Here is a 16,841-nt window from a genome sequence, read left to right as displayed (position 1 = left end):
GTGGCCCCTAACTCGCCCGTCTCCTCTTTCGGTTGAGACCAAAGAGGCCTAGGACTCCACTGGCACCGAGTCCAAGACCAATAGGGACCAAAGGAGTCGTCGTACTGGGTGCAGAAGGAGGTCCCGTCTTGATGGTGACCGACTGAGGCTTGGTGGTTGGAGTACTAGTTGTCGATGATGAGGTCTTTGGAGCTGGGGTCGATGATGTGGTTGAAGATGGTGTAGTTGAGGAGGTTGACGTAACCGGAACCGCGACTACGTTCACGCTCTGGGTGGTGCTCGCAGGGGCGTACTTGCTATTGCCTCCCTGACTAGCGGTTACGGTACAGGTGCCAACTCCCGTGAAGGAGACCACTCCGCTTGAGATGCTACAGACACTCGCTGGGGAGACGGCAAAGCTTACTACCAACCCCGAACTACTCGCCGCAGCTGGGGTGTAGGTCTGTCCCACTTGGGCATTGGTAGGAGCGGTAGAGGAGAAGGTGATGGTTTGGGTTAACGTCTGGGTTGCTTGAGAAACACTGATGCTCTGAGTCACGGAAGGAGCAGGGGCGTACTTGCTATTGCCTCCCTGACTAGCGGTCACACTGCAGGTACCAGCTCCCGTGAAGGAGACTACTCCGCTTGAGATGCTACAGACACTCGCTGGGGAGACGGCAAAGCTTACAGTTAGGCCCGAACTACTCGTCGCAGCTGGGGTGTAGGTCTGTCCCACTTGGGCATTGGTAGGAGCGGTAGAGGAGAAGGTGATGGTTTGGGTTAACGTCTGGGTTGCTTGAGAAACACTGATGCTCTGAGTCACGGAAGGAGCAGGGGCGTAGTAGTAATCCTGATGCATCCCCCCTCGGTCACTAGCCGTGACGGTACAGGTGCCAGCCCCATTGAAAGATACCGTAGTGCCAGTGATGGAGCATACACTTATTGAACCCTGAGTGATAGAAAAGGTTACCGGAACAGGAGAGGTTGAAGTAGCCGAGGTGTCAGCAGTACCACCTACTAGCGCTGACGAGGACAACGAGAACGTGATTGTGGGCTGAACATAGCTTGCCTGAAAGGAACCAGCATCACAACTAGCAGCACCAGAGTCCATAACATAGCCACGCTGATCAGATGGAGGACACAGGTGCGTCGACACCGGTATGGCTCCGATAGCTGGACTGTTAGCAGTGGGTTCAATTAGTAACCCAACGTCTTCCAGGTCACTGCCGGCACTCGCAGAAAGTACAGTACTAGAGGCCCGTGAATCACAGGAGTTGTTACCGGTCACTATATAATACTCAGCCACGTCAGTTCCTAGGGAGCAGGCACCTCCTGGGTTGTTCGGAGTTGCGATGAGATCCCCGGTGAGGTCAAGGGTATCGGAGTTGTATATCTCCGCACCTAGAGCGACTCCTTCGCTCGCACTCGCCGTATTGCCCGAGATCGTTGAGTCATCGATAGTAACGGTCCCAGAGTTGTTGTAAATCCCCCCACCCTGGGCGATTCCTTGTCCGCTCGTTGTGGCAGTGTTGTTCGAGATCGTTGAGTCATCGATAGTAACGGTCCCAGAGTTGTTGTAAATCCCCCCACCACCGGGGAATCCTTCGCTCGCTGTCGCCGCATTGCTCGAGATCGTTGAGTCATCGATAGTAACGGTCCCAGAGTTGTTGTAAATCCCCCCACCTAGCTCACTCGCGCTATTGCTCGAGATCGTTGAGTCATCGATAGTAACGGTCCCAGAGTTGTTGTAAATCCCCCCACCTGCGGCGCCTCCTAGTCCGCTCACTGTCGCCGTATTACCCGAGATCGTTGAGTCGTCGATAGCAACAGTCCCGGACTTGTTGTAAATCCCCCCACCGAAGACTTCTCCTGCGGTGCCTCCTAGTGCGCTCACTGTCGCCGTATTACCCGAGATCGTTGAGTCATGGATAGTAACGGTCCCGGACTTGTTGTAAATCCCCCCACCGTAGGCGTACAAATCGCTAGCTGTCGCTTTATTGCCCGAGATCGTTGAGTCATGGATAGTAACGTTCCCGGAGTTGTAAATCCCCCCACCGTAGGCGTATCCTTCGCTCACACTCGCGGTATTGCTCGAGATTGTTGAGTCATCGATAGTAACGTTCCCGGAGTTGTAAATCCCCCCACCGTAGGCGTATCCTCCTCCGCCCGTCAAGCTCGCCGTATTGCCCGAGATCGTTGAGTCGTCGATAGTGAGGGTGCCAGCGTTGAGAATCCCCCCACCGTCGGCAGTTCCTCCTAGTGCGCTCACTGTCACGCTATTGCCCGAGATCGTCACCCCAATGAGGGTAAGGTTGGCAGAACCATGAACTTTGATGCTTGAAGTTCCCTGCCCATCAATCGTTGGATCCGCTACACCCGGCGCGGCCTCGATGGTAACGGTCAAGGATTTCCGTATGGTCTGGGCACCATAGGTGCCACTAGTCCCAGGTGTGACGAGTTCGATGGTATCGCCAGAGGCAGCTTTGTTGATCGCGGTACTGAGGGAACAAGCATCAGTGGTTGCTGAACAGTTCCCCGTTCCCTGTGGTGTGAGCGCAGCATACAAGGTACTCGTAGTAGCAAAGGCACTTTGAGAAACCGTAACGGTCCCAACCATGAGGCCAAGGGCTAACCCAAGTCCTCCACCAATACGACCCAAGTACCTAAAGAGCTTTCGCCCTCGTGATCGAGAGGTAGTCATTGTCTTCTTCACTCCCTACCCTCAAGATCATGAGGATCATCCCTGCGACACAGTGCGGACCAACTATCCCTACGCTACCAGGGAAAAGACCACCAAGTGAGTCCCACCGACAGATTTCTTGACGCTTTGCTGTCAACTAGCACACCATCATGTCATGCGCCCACCCAGAGTGAAGATTCTCCCGTCTCTGAGGGTTCTTCTCCACCTACCCGTTAGCCTGAAGAGCGAGGCGTAGGTTCTCAAAACACAATCGTCAACACGGCTCGATCCGTGTCACGTTTTGTGTCACGAAATTATGAGTAACCATGCATATTCATGACAACCTATGATAAACTCACCCTCTCTGACCTGCACTGATGCTAACGCATGACTACATATGAGAGGTTAAGATTCGAACCACGTCTCCTGCGATACACTGGTTCGGTGTCACAGTATCCCGTCAGTGATGAAATCGGCACCGCAATGGGCAAATCTTTCGTCGGAGGAAGTTGCCTGTCGCATAATGCGTTCACCACCGTGTTTGTGGAATCGGGTTATGAGCAAGACGCTCCTTACGATTTGGACGCGAAGACACTCAACCAGGAGACGCGAGTCCAAGTCGCCATCAAGGCTGCGATTCGCCGTCTAAAGCACGCCCGCAAACTAGTCGACGGGTTGCTCGTCCAGTTGCGAGCCATCTCTCCTATTCCGCCCACTCTGAACTGGACAAATATCCCGGCTAACCATCGAAACGACGGTTGTGTGGCATTGCGATGCCAGGGTTGTCAGTCTCGTCTGGTAGGCATTGACTAAACCGAAGATGCAAGTGGCCCCACGGGAGTGTGCCAACGTTGGGCCGAAATCGATTCGCTGTGTATTGTGAACCATAGGTTTCCACGCGTTACTTGGGTTCTATGGGCGGATTCAAGTTGACACCAACTTGGTTCGCGAGAGCCCGAATGGCAAGTTTCATGTCTGTTGCGCTACGAGGCAGGTAGTTTGACCGAGATCCCCCAAGCGGTGACGGGGCCGAGGCCGCCATGATTGCCTTTGCGACCCATGTAGTCGATGGGAAGTGGTTCGCGCAGTGGTTGAGAGAAGGGGTACGCTTCACGAAGGGAGAGGAGTACCAAACCTCTGGGAAGTTTTCGAAGGTCACAGGGCCTCGCCCGTCGCCGCAACGACCCTAAGTTCCACGGGATCTGACCGACATTTTGACCGACATTTTCTGACCCTGAGCGATGTAAACCCTACACTACCCTTCGAGCACCATAGCACTCTGAAGTGCGAATACAGGGTTAGCGTGCGTCAACCAAGTGCTGCCACAGAGAACTCTCAATCACGCGTACTTACGTCGCAGCCACCAGTAGGTGACTCCGCATAGTGCTACCGCAGCCACAAGGTAGATCCCCATTTCGGCCCACTGGAACGGCCAGAATCGACTCGCCGGCTGGTAGGCGGCAACAGCGTGGAAGGTCAAAGAGAGCTTGTTGAGGCAGTCCTGAAGCCGGGTAGGGGTAGCTGTTCCTGGGTTTGACAGCTGTTTGAGCACGGGGCAGGCTTTAAAGAGGTACTGGCTCGATGGGGCATGCCCCGCCTTATCTGCGACCGACGTTGAGTAAACCCACGCGTTCGGGATCGTTACCTGGGGAGGCGTGAGAACGACCGCACCCACCTTTGGTGTGACACCGTTGTGGATAACAGCATTGAAGTTAAGAGTTCCTTGAGAGGTGCCTAAGGCAAAGCCAGGACCGGACCCGGCATCAAGATGGAAGGATTTGTGTACGGGCGATGCGAGGTAGGGACGAATCCAGAAGGTAACGGCGAGGCGTGCCGCTATGAACCCCGCGACCGTTACTGCCATTGCCGGTACCGTCCTTCGCAAAAGCACACCCGCCGTTACCCCGAGTGCGAAGGCGAATGCCGCGTATCCGATCGGCACGATGCCGTTGGTGCCAAAGTTGGCAACGCCAAATCGATTTTGGGTCACGGCATTGACCGGGCTCGCCCACCAGTTGGTCATCCATGTGAGCAGTCCGGCAAACACCATGGAAGCCACGCCGACAATCCCGAGCTTTGTTATGAGCCAATGCTTTCGCGTTATGCTCTGGGTCCAAGCGAGTCGATAAGTCCCGGTCTCAAGTTCTCGAGCAATGAGTGGCGCACCAAAGAAGATGCCGAGAAGCGCCGGTACAGCGGTCACGATGAGTGGTAATGCACTCTGTAGCGAGCTATCGACACCAATGACCGGGTTCGGAGTCGTGGCACAGTCTCTGGCAGCTCTACAAGATTTCTCAAAGGCGTCATAGACGTGCACGAGGTGAGGACCCGTGATAGCAAGCACGATCGCAAACAAGACCAGCAGTACCGCGCCGACAATCCCTTCGGTGCGAAATTGACGGAGCGCTACCCGGATCACGAGCGGACCTCGAGCTTCGGTCGACGGCGTTGTGCACTCGCATGGGCCATGTAGGTGAGCACAAGGTCTTCAAGGTCTAGCTGTTCAACCGACCATGACGGATCAAGAACAGGCTCGCTGGTCCGCACGACCAGAGTGCTCTGCTTGTCGGTGTGACTCTCGCTGATGAGTCGCTGGTCTTGGGGCAACTTGTCGCTGTCATGACGAGGACCCGTCAGTCGAAAATGGGTGTTCAACAGTTCGTCAATATCTCCCGCAACTTGAACACGCGAGTCAACGAGCACAACAAGGTAGTCACAGACTCGCTCCAAATCGGCCACGAGGTGTGAGGAGAGAATGACACTTGTCCCGTTGTCAGCGACGACCTCCATCAGTCCTTGGAGGAACTCGCGCCGCGCGAGAGGATCAAGATTTGCGACGGGTTCGTCGAGCACAAGCAGCTCTGGGCGCTTGGCGACGGCAAGAGTGAGAGCGAGTTGTGCACGCTGGCCCCCTGAGAGCCTGCCCACTCTTTGCCGAGGGTCAAGTCCCAGTGCTTCGATTCGCTCTTGAGCAAGGATCAAGTCCCAGTTACGGTTCATCCATGCGCCGAGTCGGAGGTGATCTCGGATCGACAGTCCGGCGTAAGTCGGGGTGTCCTGGGCGACGAATCCCACGCGCGAGAGTTGCTCAGGTGTTGTTCCAGGGCGACCACCGAGGACGCTAATGGATCCAGAGTCCGGCTGCAAGAGACCGACACACAACTGAAGCAGCGTACTCTTGCCAGCGCCGTTCGGACCAACAAGACCTACAACTTTGCCAGCAGGGATGTCCACCGTGCACTCCGAGAGCGCGCACTTGTTGCCGTATCGCTTGCCGAGGTCCCGTGCCTCCAAGACAGCAGTCACGCTACGTCCCTCGCGGAGAGAGAGCGAAGGCACTCCTGGTAGAGCGCATCGATGCTTTCGTCGTCAAGACCTGCCTGCCGAGCCTCGATCATCCACCGTTGGAGACTCTGACGTAGTGGACCGAGAGCAACGAGGGACTCCTCGCCGAGTGTCTTTGTCACGAACACACCAATCCCAGGCCGGGCGGCAACGAGTCCAAGGTTTTCTAGCTCCTTATAGGCCTTGAGCACCGTGTTTGGATTGATCGCGAGACTCGCGACGACTTCTTTCAGGGTAGGTAGTTGGTCACCGACTTCTAGCAGACCGAGTCGCAGAGCATGGCGAACCTGTTGAACGACTTGTTGGTATGGTGGGACGGCCGAGCGTTTATCGAGGTGGAACTCTATCACAGTACATCTCCATGGTTATCTAGTAACGTAGGTAACTATAGCACTAGCGGCGCGCATCTGTCAATGCAGGGCTGTAATTTAACCAAGGAATATCTCTGCGCAGTTCTCGTGTGACTCGTTCGACGAGTTCACGACCGCAAAACGCATCGCTTCGTGACGCCGAGAGTGCCTTCGAAGTCGGCGCTCCCGATCCATGTACACTGATTCCAATGAGAGCAAGAGCAGGGCTCACCTTAAACACATGTAGGGTCGTTCTGCAACTACTCACGATACGGGACACGAACGCCTTGCGATAGTGGGCGTAGCCTTGAAGCTACCTGGCCCCAACTACCGGCGTTACGGGATCCGTCGATCAAGTGGACGGATCCTTGTCGAGCTGTGCTCGGGGGTCGCGACCCATGAAGGCAGCAAGGCGCTCCCAATCGTCGGCGTCGGGAGGTGGCGCCACTTCCGACCCGAAGGGAGCCCCTGGCGCGACCATGTTGCGGTAGTGGGGTTTGATCATGGCTTGCGCACCGCCGAGTGCCGGCCGGGCGAGGGAAGGATCCAACCTGTCGAGCTGTCCGGTCGCTCGGGCTAGATCCCATGTGTGTGCGGCTAACTCGGCCAGGTACATGTCCACCAGGGTCGCCCCGCTGTACTCCTCGCCCCAGGGCATGGTGAACTTGGATGACATGGCAGAGTCGTCGGCCCATGCCTTTGTCGCCTCTTTGGCGGCGCGCCGCATCTGGCCCGGAGCGTCGCTGAGCTCGATGTGAGGCGACTCGTCTCCCGATGGTGGTGTCTGTCCCCGACCGAGAGCAGCTGCCCGGTAGCCGGCGTCGACGAGGTGGTCGATCAGTCTGGCCACGTCGTATTCGGGGCACGGCGTCGGATGGCCGAGTTGCTCAGCATTTATCGCCGAGATGATCACTGCAGCGTTCTCATACGAATCGACCAACGAGCTTCGGCGGTCACGATCAGCCACAGGATCCCTCCACGGTGCAAGACCGTACTTGCCCAAGTCAGACTACCCGATAAGTGACCTTCGGCCGGCGATTGGCGATACCTGGGGGCTGCCGTCGTTAGGGGCGGGGCGGGCCCGGGCGAGTTCTCGTCATAGGCTGAACGTCAGTGCCGAACATCTGGTCCGGCGTGACCATCGACTGTCTTGACCCCGAGGGGCGGGTGGCGAAGTTTTGGAGTGCCCTGCTCCAACGTCAACCTAGGCCTTCTCAAAGCGGCTGGGTGTACTTGGGGGAGCGGGGCGACCCCCCGCCGCGTCTGGTGTTCCAGCCTGTACCCGAGCCGAAGAGGGGCAAGGTCCGTATTCATTTAGACGTCGTCGTGATGGCCGATCCCGAAGGCCACGAGTTTTGCTTGGTCCAGTACTACTGAAGCCCTGCCGCTGCAGTCATCCAGACTGCGCTGACCGGCTGGGACCGCCAGCTTTATCAGAGGTTGGACGGGCCGCCCCAATATCCCATCCGGATGACCCATGAAGGGGTGCCCATCAAGTGCCGCAAGGTGATGGCCGTACGACGCTTGCGGCTGCATGAACTTACTCACCAAATGAGACACTGAAACCCGCTTACCCATTCAGCCGGTCGCGCAGCTGACTGCTCGGACGCAAATCGGGAATAGATCCTCGATGCTTGGCTTGCGGCGTTTCCGACGATGCCTCTAGTTCCAATTAAGAATAGTGCTTCCTTCGAAGTTGAAGAAGATTGAGTCGGTCGCAATCTCGTTGACAGGTGCCTAATGGTAGCTTTGGCTAACTGTTCATCCCAAACATGACTCAGCCACAGGGTAGCGACTGGATCCGAGTCTGTGGACCAGCTAGAGTCATGGATGCGCCAGCGGTTTATAGGTTACAACGGCGAGAACCGTGTCACGTTTTGTGTCACGAAATTGTGACTAAGCCTGCTTATTCATGATAACGTATGATGAACATACCCGTTCTGACCTGCACTGATGATAATCCATGACTACAAATGAGGGGTTAAGATTCGAACTTCGGATCAGCGGTTCGGATCTGAACTACCTCTCGTAGCCCCTAACTCGCTCGTCTCCTCTTTCGGTTAAGACCGAAGATACCAAGGACTCCACTGGCACCGAGCCCGACACCAATGGGGACCAAGGGTGTCGTGGTACGGGGAGCAACGGGAGGTCCAGTCTTGATCGTGACCGACTGAGGCTTGGTGGTTGGGGCACTGGTTGTCGATGATGAGGTCTTCGGAGCTGGGGTCGATGGTGTAGTTGAAGATGGCTTTGTGGAAGATGGCGTGGTTGAGGTAGTTGACGTAACCGGAACTGCGACCACATTCACGCTCTGGGTTGTGCTCGCAGGACCATACTCGCCACTGCCTCCCTGACTAGCGGTTACGGTACAGGTACCAGCTCCCGTGAAGGAGACCACTCCGCTCGAGATACTACAGACATTTCCAGGGGAGACAGCAAAGCTTACAGCTAGTCCCGAGCTACTCGTCGCAGCTGGAGTGTAGGTCTGTCCCACTTGGGCATTGGTAGGAGCGGTTGAGGAGAAGGTGATGGTCTGGGTTGCCTGGGAGACGTTGATGTTCTGGGTTGTGCTCGCGGGAGCGTACTCGCTATTGCCTCCCTGACTAGCGGTTACGGTACAGGTACCAGCTCCCGTGAAGGAGACTACTCCGCTCGAGATGCTACAGACATTTCCAGGAGAGACGCCAAAGCTTACAGCCAACCCCGAGCTACTCCTTGCAACCGGGGTGTAGGTCTGTCCCACTTGGGCATTGGTAGGAGCGGTTGAGGAGAAGGTGATGGTTTGGGTTGCCTGGGAGACGTTGATGTTCTGGGTTGTGCTCGCGGGACCATACTCGCTATTGCCTCCCTGACTAGCGGTTACGGTACATGTACCAGCTCCCGTGAAGGAGACTACTCCGCCTGAGATGCTACAGACATTTCCAGGAGAGACGCCAAAGCTTACAGCCAACCCCGAGCTACTCTTTGCAACCGGGGTGTAGGTCTGTCCCACTTGGGCATTGGTAGGAGCGGTTGAGGAGAAGGTGATGGTTTGGGTTAACGTCTGGGTTGCTTCAGAAACACTGATGCTCTGGGTTGAGCTCGCGGGAGCGTAATGATAACCCTGATCCATCCCTCCAGCTTGGCTCGCCTCGATCGTACAGGTGCCGTTGGTGTGAAAGGACACCGTCGTGCCCGTGATCGAGCACACACTTGCCGAAGTCCCACGTACTAAGAACGTGACGGGAAGGGGAGACGTCGAAGTCGCACTGAGGCTATCAGAGGTGCCGGCCACCGCAGTCGAGGGTGGTGAGAACGTGATTGCTGGGGCAACATAACTCGTTTGATAGGCACCTACATCACAAGTTTTTGCACCCGAGACCGGAACATAACCACGCTGATCGGCTGGGGGGCAGAGGCCCGTCGAGGTTTTGATGGCACCGATGGCGGGGTTATCAGCGATAGGTTTCACCATCTCGAGCACACCGTTAACCTTGATGTTGCGAAGGTCAGTTCCAACACTCGGTGATTGGTAATCAGTAGATCCCTTGGGATCGCATGAGCTGTTGCTCGTAAACACGTACTGATCGGTGCGGACCTTTCCAAGAGCACAAGCGCCAGAGGGATTTGCGAGTAGATCAGCGGTGAGGCTGAGTGTGTCGCTGTTGTAAATCCCCCCACCGTCGGCATCCCCGCCGGATTTCGCGCTCACGCTATTGCCCGAGATCGTCGAGTCACTGATGTTGACGGTGCCGTCGTTGTTGTAAATCCCCCCACCGTCGGCATCCCCGCCGAATTTCGCGCTCACGCTATTGCCCGAGATCGTCGAGTCACTGATGGTGACGGTGCCGTCGTAGTTGTAAATCCCCCCGCCGTCGGCGACCACACCTCCCCCGGTCGTGTTCACGCTATTGCCCGAGATCGTCGAGTCATAGATGGTGACGGTGCCGCCGTTGAAAATCCCCCCACCGGCGGCACTCTTGCCGGATTGCGCGGTCCAGCTATTGCCCGAGATCGTCACCCCAATGAGGGTAAGCTTTGCAGAGGTATCAACTGTGATACTTGAGATTCCCTGCCCATCAATCGTGGGATCCACAACTCCGGGCGCGGCCTCGATGGTAACGGTCAAAGATTTCCGTATGGTCTGGGCGCCATAGGTCCCACTAGTCCCAGGTGTGACGAGTTCGATGGTGTCGCCAGAGGCAGCTTGACTGATCGCAGTGCTCAGAGAACAAGCATCAGTGATGGTTGAACAGTTGCCGGTTCCCTGTGTGAGAGAGGCATACAAGGTACTCGTGGTGGTAGCAAAGGCATGTTGTGAAACCGTAACGGTCCCAACCATGAGGCCAAGGGCTAACCCAAGTCCTCCACCAATACGGCCCAAGTACCCAAAGAGCTTTCGCCCTCGTGATCGAGAGGTAGTCATTGTCTTCTTCACTCCCTACCCTCAAGATCATGAGGATCAACCCTGCGACACAGTGAGGACCAATTGTCCACCGATCTCTAAGCTACCAGGGAAAAGACCACCAAGTGGGCTACACCAATAAGTTTCTTGACGCTTTGGTGTCAAGTAACACACCATCGCGTCATGCGCCCACCCAGAGTGACGATTCTCCCGTCTCTTGGAGTTCTCACCCAAGCAACCGGTAGCCTGAAGAGAGAGGCGTAGGTTCTCAAAACACAATCGGCAACAGGGCTTGATCCGTGTCACGTTTTGTGTCACGAAATTGTGACTAAGCCTGCATATTCATGATAACGTATGATGAACATACCCGTTCTGAGCTGCACTGATGCTAATCCATGACTACATATGAGGGGTTAAGATTCGAACTTCGGATCAGTGGTTCGAATCTGAACCGCCTCTCGTAGTCCCTAACTCGCTCGTCTCCTCTTTCGGTTAAGACCGAAGAGACCAAGGAACCCACTGGCACCGAGTCCGAGACCAATGGGGACCAAAGGATTCGTAGTGCTGGGTGCAACGGGAGGTCCGGTCTTGATGGTGACCGACTGAGGCTTGGTGGTTGGGGCACTAGTTGTCGATGATGAGGTCTTTGGAGCTGGGGTCGATGGTGTGGTTGAAGATGGTGTAGTTGCGGAGGTTGACGTAACCGGAACCGCGACCACATTCACGCTCTGGGTTGTGCTCGCAGGGGCGTACTCGCTATTGCCTCCCTGACTAGCGGTTACGATACAGGTACCAGCTCCCGTGAAGGAAACCACTCCGCTCGAGATACTACAGACACTCGAAGGGGAGACGGCAAAGCTTACTACCAACCCCGAACTACTCGTCGCAGCTAGGGCATAGGTCTGTCTCACTTGGGCATTGGTAGGAGCGGTTGAGGAGAAGTTGATGGTTTGGGTTGCCTGGGAGATGTTGATGCTCTGGGTTTCTCCATTGAGGCTGGTGTAGCCAGCTCCTTGTGAAACATGAGCGATGAGCTGACATTGGCCCGCTCCGACGTAGCTCACTACCAGGCCTGAAGCGCTACAAACACTTGCTGGGCCAGCAGTTACTGACGTGGTCCCGTCTCCGGAGGTGGTCACCGAAGCGGTGAAGCCTCCCCCGACGATTCCTCCAGTTGGCAGGTTGGTGATCGTTGGAGTGCTTGGGGTAGCTGGGGTGACGTTCAGTGTCTCGGAGACCTCAGGAGCTGGGAGATAATAATTCTCACCCGCTTGGTTGATGTCGATGATGCAGTTACCGACACCCGTAAAGGTGACCGTGGAGCCATTCGTACCAGAAACATTGCACACCCCGGTGCCACTTGTAGAAGCGACACTGAAGACGAGCGGTTGACCCGATCCTCCACCACTTGCCCCGAGGGTCCCAGATGATCCATAGACCGCAGGTGACGGACCCTCAAAACCGGTGATCGTCTGGGTGAGAACCTGGGTGGATCCAGCATCACAGCGCACTCCGTTAGGAATTTCGAAACCTCTCTGATCGGTGGTGGGGCACAACTGCACGGATTGACCATCCACCATGACTGACTTATCAGCTGGGATGAGACCAATGGCAGGGTTATCTAATGTCGGGAGAATGGTTTTGGTGGTTCCACCGTAATTACCAAGGGAGGTGAGGTCTTCGGCATCCTTTGAGTCACTGACACTGGTGGATGTGGAGGAGGTGTTAAACCCACAGGTTGAGTCATCGGAGACGTTGTAGCCTTCGTCGGTGAAGGTACCCCCTCCCGCACATTCACCGCCGCTTGGGGCTCCTCCCGGGGTGGCAAGTAGGTCAGCGGCTAGGTAGGCTGTGCCAGCGTTGAGAATCCCCCCGCCTTCGGCGACCGCGGCTGTCCCGCTCGCGCTCACGCTATTGCCCGAGATCGTCGAGTCGTTGATGGTGAGGGTGCCGACGTTGGCAATCCCCCCACCCTCGCCGGCGCTCGCGCCTTGACCGCTGACGCTATTGCCCGAGATCGTCGAGTCGTTGATGGTGAGGGTGCCAGCGGAGATGTTCGCAATCCCCCCGCCTCCGGCGATCGCGCCTGTCCCGCTCGCGCTCACGCTATTGCCCGAGATCGTCGAGTCGTTGATGGTGAGAGTGCCAGTGAAGATGTTCGCAATCCCCCCGCCTGCGGCGATCGCGGCTGTCCCGCTCGCGCTCACGGTGTTGCCCGAGATCGTCGAGTCGTTGATGGTGAGGGTGCCGACGTTGGCAATCCCCCCGCCTTCGGCGACCGCGCCTGTCCCGCTCGCGCTCACGCTATTGCCCGAGATCGTCGAGTCGTTGATAGTGAGAGTGCCGCCGTTGGCAATCCCCCCACCTAAGGGCGCGTCTGTCCCGCTCGCGCTCACGGTGTTGCCCGAGATCGTCACCCCAATGAGGGTAAGAGAGCCATCTACCGTGATGCTTGAGGTTCCATTCCCATCAAACGTTGGATCCAGTACTCCGGGCGCGGCTTCGATGGTAACGGTCAAGGAGCCGGGTATGATCTGGGCACCATAGGTCCCACTAGTCCCAGGTGTGACGAGTTCGATGGTATCGCCAGAGGCAGCTTGACTGATCGCGTTACTGAGAGAACAAGCATCAGTGGTGGTTGAACAGTTGCCGGTTCCCTGTGGTGTGACCGCGGCATACAGGGTGCTCGTAGTGGTAGCAAAGGCACTCTGAGAAACCGTAACAGTCCCGACCATCAGACCAAGGGCTAACCCAAGCCCTCCGCCAATACGACCCAAGTACCCAAAGAGCTTTCGCCCTCGTGATCGAGAGGTAGTCATTGTCTTCTTCACTCCCTACCCTCAAGATCATGAGGATCAACCCTGCGACACAGTGGGGACCAAGTGTCCACCGATCTCCACGATACCAGGGGAAAGACCAGCAAGTGAGGTGCACCAATAGATTTCTTGACGCTTTGGTGTCAACTAGCACACCATGAAGTGATGCACTCACCCAGAGTGAAGATTCTCCCGTCTCTCGGAGTTCTCACTCAAGCAACCGGTAGCCTGAAGAGAGAGGCGTGGGTTCTCAAAACACCATCGTCAGCAGGGCTTGATCCGTGTCACATTTTGTGTCACGAAATCCTGATTAACCCTGCCCATTCATGACAATGTATGATCAACATACCCGTTCTGAGCTGCACTGATGCTAATCCATGACTATGTATGAGGGGTTAACTTTCGAACTACCGGTTCGACGGTCCGACTGCCCGACTGGCAAGGCAACGACCGTGATTGGCAGATCGCGGAGGCGGTGGCCCTCTACCTTCAGCTCCTGCGCAATGCCAACCACGGCTTCGCTCCAGAGCAGGACGCGAACCAGCGGCGAGACCAGATACTCCTCTTCGCCCACGATGGCGACATCCCCAGCGACATTGCCTTCCTTTCGTATCTGTACTGGTTGGACACCATCGTCAACCCCGAGCGACTCGGTCGCCGACTGTGCCCGCGCTCACGATGAACCGAATCCCAACCCACGGGGACGAAGCCGATGAGGAGCCCACTATCACCCACTTCTCAGACCTAAATCGAATCTGACGGCTGTGGTAAGTCCGATCTCGAGGTCATACTCGCGCCTCTGAAGATTCTACGGGCAATAGCTGGGTTGTGTCAGCAGCACGGTGCAGTCACTACTGATCGGCCAGATGGTCGCAGTTATGTATTCTACGCAACCCGTCTCTGCCAGCACTTTTACCGAAGGGGGTTCGTCACATTTTTACATGAGTTAGCGGTGTACCATCCGAGAGAGATCACGTCACGCGTGCTACGTCCGCTAGTTCATAAAGACCACAAGGCAACGAGGCGTTTTGTGATTCGACACTGGCTTGAACCTACCCAAGTTTTCTAGCGCCGCGCCGGTTTCTGGCGCTGACTTCCCTGGAAACAAGCAGGTCAGGGCAGTTTGCGGCGTTGGGTATAGCAGTAGAACTCCTCGGCTTGCGGTTCGCACCCTGCGGGCATGTGTGCCGTGAATGCGAAGGGAGGTGACGACGTGCGAACGTCGTAACCAACGAAGCAATGCTGTACAGAAGATGGAGGAAGGAGCGGATGGTATGCTCCCTGGCCCTCCGGTGCCAACTCTGCGAGGGAGGGGTACCAAACCACTGCAAGGGGCGTCTGTTAAGAGCAGGGGTCTTGAGCGTTGCAGGAAAAGGCAGGGAAACCCCTGTCAGGTATGCACTACGGAGTTGAGCGAAAGCGAACCTTCCGATGACGCGTCGACAGGTGTAAAGATGACATCAGAACCAGGGGTGATGCCCTCCTCTGGGATGAGCCTGGCGAGATAATCTCGCTCTTGGCCAGGCGGTGTCCGGCGTAAAGGGGGCAAGAACGTGGTGTGGGCTTTTGTACGGAACACGGGAACCAGTCGTAGCGTGGCCCCTCTCATGACAGAGGGAACGGGAGTACGCCGAGGCCATAAACCGAAGGTAAGAGTACCGGATGCGTTACACTGGGGCGGACTGGGGTGCAGTAGTGATGAAGCTCTTGTAATGAGAGTCGAGCAATGGCCCCAGGCGAACGGGCTGTGATGAACTAGCCAACCTAGCAATGGGGATGAGCCAACACAGAGCAGCTGCGAGCAGGAAGCCGGATGAATCGAGAGGTTCACGTCCGGTTTGACGGGAGCGGGAGGGGGAGGGGGAAGATCCCTCCCGCCACCCTACTGCAAGCTGGACATGGTCGAGCGCGACGACGCGAACGTCACTCGTCATTGCCGCGCCACGCATCGCTGCAGTCGAGCTGTCATCCCCAGACACCCGCGCTTCATCCCACCAACACTACGGCGCGTCCTGCCCGCGGCGCTTCTCCTGCCCGCGAGCACGTCCCTCCCGCCCCCGCTGCTTCAACATCTGGCGCTGGGCCTGGCGAGCCACAGGATCCACTCGCCAGCGCTCCACCTCGACCTCCCGTCGCAGCTTCTTGTAGCTCGTGAGCCTCGCGACGTCGATAGTCCCCCGTGCGACGGCGTCGAGCACGGCGCACGACGGCTCACTCTCGTGCGCGCAGTCCGAGAACCTGCACTCGCGGGCAAGTTCGTCGATCTCGGGAAAGACGTCCCCGAGCTCGGCGGGCCCCGCGAGCCCGAAACTGCGCAAACCCGGGGTGTCGATCAGGACCCCGCCTCCCGGGACGCACAGGAGCTGGCGCGCCGTCGTCGTGTGGCGCCCGCGGCTGTCGGCGTCCCTCACCACCCCGGTCGCCTGGACGTCGCTACCCAAGAGCGCGTTGGCGAACGTGGACTTCCCCGCGCCCGACGGTCCGAGCAGCACGGCGGTTCGGCACGGGCGCAGGAGCGCCCGCACCTGCTCGATGCCGGCCCCTGAGTGCGCGCTGGTGCCGATCACGTCGGCTCCGACGAGACGGGAAGAGAGCTCTGCAACCAGCCGGCCCCCACCTCCTCCAGCTCCGTCGCCTTCCAGGTCGCCCCCGGCCTCCAAAGCGGCCTCGAGATCGACCTTGGTCAGCACCACAACAGGGCGTGCGCCCGCGTCCCAGGCCGCGGTCAACTCGCGCTCCACGCGCGCCGCGCTCGAGCGGTCCGCCGGGGTGGTGACGAGAACCAGGTCGACGTTCGCCGCGAGAACCTGGACTCCCGACCCGGAAGGATCCCGGCGCGTCAGAGCGGACCAGCGATCCAGCACCACGCGGATCGACGATCCCGATATGCCGACCCAGTCACCGGCCGCGACACCCTGCCCTTGGAGTGCCTCGCCCGGCAGAGCACCCTGCGGCGACCCGACCCCAGGTTTGGATCCGGGCCCGGGCCTGAGCTGGACGACGTGGTCCGTCCCGTCGTCGCAGGCGACCACGGCGGCCGAGCGTTCCACGCGCACGACACGCCCGGGCCGCAGATCATCGTGACCGGCGACCTCGTGCCAGAGCGCGAGGACTCGATCGGACCACCCGAGGGCTGCGAGTGGGTGCTCGGTTCCGGACTGTGTATTCTCGCTAACTTTGCCACCCATTCTTGCTGAAACTTGCCACCTGTTATCGCTGAAATATGCCACCCCCTAGGAGGGTGCGAGAGGGACTGGTTGTAGTGTATCGCTAATCGGTCAAGTGTC

Annotated in this window: 11 protein-coding genes; 3 read left to right on the top strand and 8 right to left on the bottom strand. The window is 57.6% G+C overall.

The window, feature by feature from the left end; translation table 11 throughout:
• Nucleotides 1–7: 7 nt before the first annotated feature.
• Nucleotides 8–2,680 carry a right-handed parallel beta-helix repeat-containing protein gene (locus M7Q83_RS02890; RefSeq protein WP_298335186.1) on the bottom strand — a complete coding sequence of 891 codons (2,673 nt, stop codon included), beginning with the start codon at nucleotides 2,678–2,680 and terminating at the stop codon, nucleotides 8–10.
• A 366-nt stretch (nucleotides 2,681–3,046) separates the two neighbouring features.
• Between M7Q83_RS02890 and M7Q83_RS02885 the strand changes: the two genes are divergently transcribed.
• Nucleotides 3,047–3,472, top strand: coding sequence for a hypothetical protein (locus M7Q83_RS02885; RefSeq protein WP_298335184.1), 426 nt, complete (start codon nucleotides 3,047–3,049; stop codon nucleotides 3,470–3,472).
• Nucleotides 3,473–3,998: 526 nt separating this feature from the next.
• Here the strand turns inward: M7Q83_RS02885 and M7Q83_RS02880 are convergent.
• The 4 genes from M7Q83_RS02880 to M7Q83_RS02865 form a co-directional block, all read right to left on the bottom strand.
• Entirely contained in the window at nucleotides 3,999–5,078 is a 1,080-nt protein-coding gene (locus tag M7Q83_RS02880; protein ID WP_298335182.1) for an ABC transporter permease subunit, read from the bottom strand.
• On the bottom strand, nucleotides 5,075–5,965 hold the full coding sequence (locus M7Q83_RS02875) for an ABC transporter ATP-binding protein (RefSeq protein ID WP_298335181.1): 891 nt from the start codon (nucleotides 5,963–5,965) through the stop codon (nucleotides 5,075–5,077). Before M7Q83_RS02875 ends, M7Q83_RS02880 begins: the two co-directional genes overlap by 4 nt.
• The gene (locus M7Q83_RS02870; RefSeq protein ID WP_298335179.1) at nucleotides 5,962–6,354 is read right to left on the bottom strand and encodes a GntR family transcriptional regulator; all 393 of its coding nucleotides are present in this window, start codon (nucleotides 6,352–6,354) and stop codon (nucleotides 5,962–5,964) included. Before M7Q83_RS02870 ends, M7Q83_RS02875 begins: the two co-directional genes overlap by 4 nt.
• Before the next feature lie 352 nt (nucleotides 6,355–6,706).
• On the bottom strand, nucleotides 6,707–7,321 hold the full coding sequence (locus M7Q83_RS02865; protein WP_298335177.1) for a TIGR03086 family metal-binding protein: 615 nt from the start codon (nucleotides 7,319–7,321) through the stop codon (nucleotides 6,707–6,709).
• Nucleotides 7,322–7,467: 146 nt separating this feature from the next.
• Here M7Q83_RS02865 and M7Q83_RS14185 point away from each other — a divergent pair, with 146 nt between their 5' ends.
• Nucleotides 7,468–7,731 carry a VOC family protein gene (locus tag M7Q83_RS14185; protein WP_366526364.1) on the top strand — a complete coding sequence of 88 codons (264 nt, stop codon included), beginning with the start codon at nucleotides 7,468–7,470 and terminating at the stop codon, nucleotides 7,729–7,731.
• 658 nt (nucleotides 7,732–8,389) lie between these two features.
• On the opposite strand, the gene M7Q83_RS02860 is transcribed toward M7Q83_RS14185, so the two are convergent.
• Together M7Q83_RS02860 and M7Q83_RS02855 are read right to left on the bottom strand one after the other, a co-directional pair.
• The gene (locus M7Q83_RS02860; protein ID WP_298335175.1) at nucleotides 8,390–10,759 is read right to left on the bottom strand and encodes a hypothetical protein; all 2,370 of its coding nucleotides are present in this window, start codon (nucleotides 10,757–10,759) and stop codon (nucleotides 8,390–8,392) included.
• A gap of 446 nt (nucleotides 10,760–11,205) precedes the next feature.
• Nucleotides 11,206–13,557 (bottom strand): choice-of-anchor Q domain-containing protein, encoded by a 2,352-nt coding sequence (locus M7Q83_RS02855; protein ID WP_298335173.1) that lies wholly within the window; start codon nucleotides 13,555–13,557, stop codon nucleotides 11,206–11,208.
• A 472-nt stretch (nucleotides 13,558–14,029) separates the two neighbouring features.
• Here M7Q83_RS02855 and M7Q83_RS02850 point away from each other — a divergent pair, with 472 nt between their 5' ends.
• Nucleotides 14,030–14,236, top strand: a complete 207-nt coding sequence (locus M7Q83_RS02850) for a hypothetical protein (RefSeq protein WP_298335171.1) — start codon at nucleotides 14,030–14,032, stop codon at nucleotides 14,234–14,236.
• Between the two features lie 1,318 nt (nucleotides 14,237–15,554).
• On the opposite strand, the gene rsgA is transcribed toward M7Q83_RS02850, so the two are convergent.
• On the bottom strand, nucleotides 15,555–16,604 hold the full coding sequence (gene rsgA / locus M7Q83_RS02845; RefSeq protein ID WP_298335169.1) for a ribosome small subunit-dependent GTPase A: 1,050 nt from the start codon (nucleotides 16,602–16,604) through the stop codon (nucleotides 15,555–15,557).
• Between the last annotated feature and the right edge of the window lie 237 nt (nucleotides 16,605–16,841).

The organism is Ferrimicrobium sp. (assembly GCF_027364955.1).
GTDB lineage: Bacteria > Actinomycetota > Acidimicrobiia > Acidimicrobiales > Acidimicrobiaceae > Ferrimicrobium.
This window is presented reverse-complemented; position numbering and strand designations above follow the sequence as displayed.

Excerpts from the sequence above, each read along its gene's own strand:
- M7Q83_RS02885 (WP_298335184.1), top strand. The coding sequence starts at position 3,047 with ATGACTACATATGAGAGGTTAAGATTCGAACCACGTCTCCTGCGATAC.
- M7Q83_RS02855 (WP_298335173.1), bottom strand. The coding sequence starts at position 13,557 with ATGACTACCTCTCGATCACGAGGGCGAAAGCTCTTTGGGTACTTGGGT.
- M7Q83_RS02860 (WP_298335175.1), bottom strand. The coding sequence starts at position 10,759 with ATGACTACCTCTCGATCACGAGGGCGAAAGCTCTTTGGGTACTTGGGC.
- M7Q83_RS02890 (WP_298335186.1), bottom strand. The coding sequence starts at position 2,680 with ATGACTACCTCTCGATCACGAGGGCGAAAGCTCTTTAGGTACTTGGGT.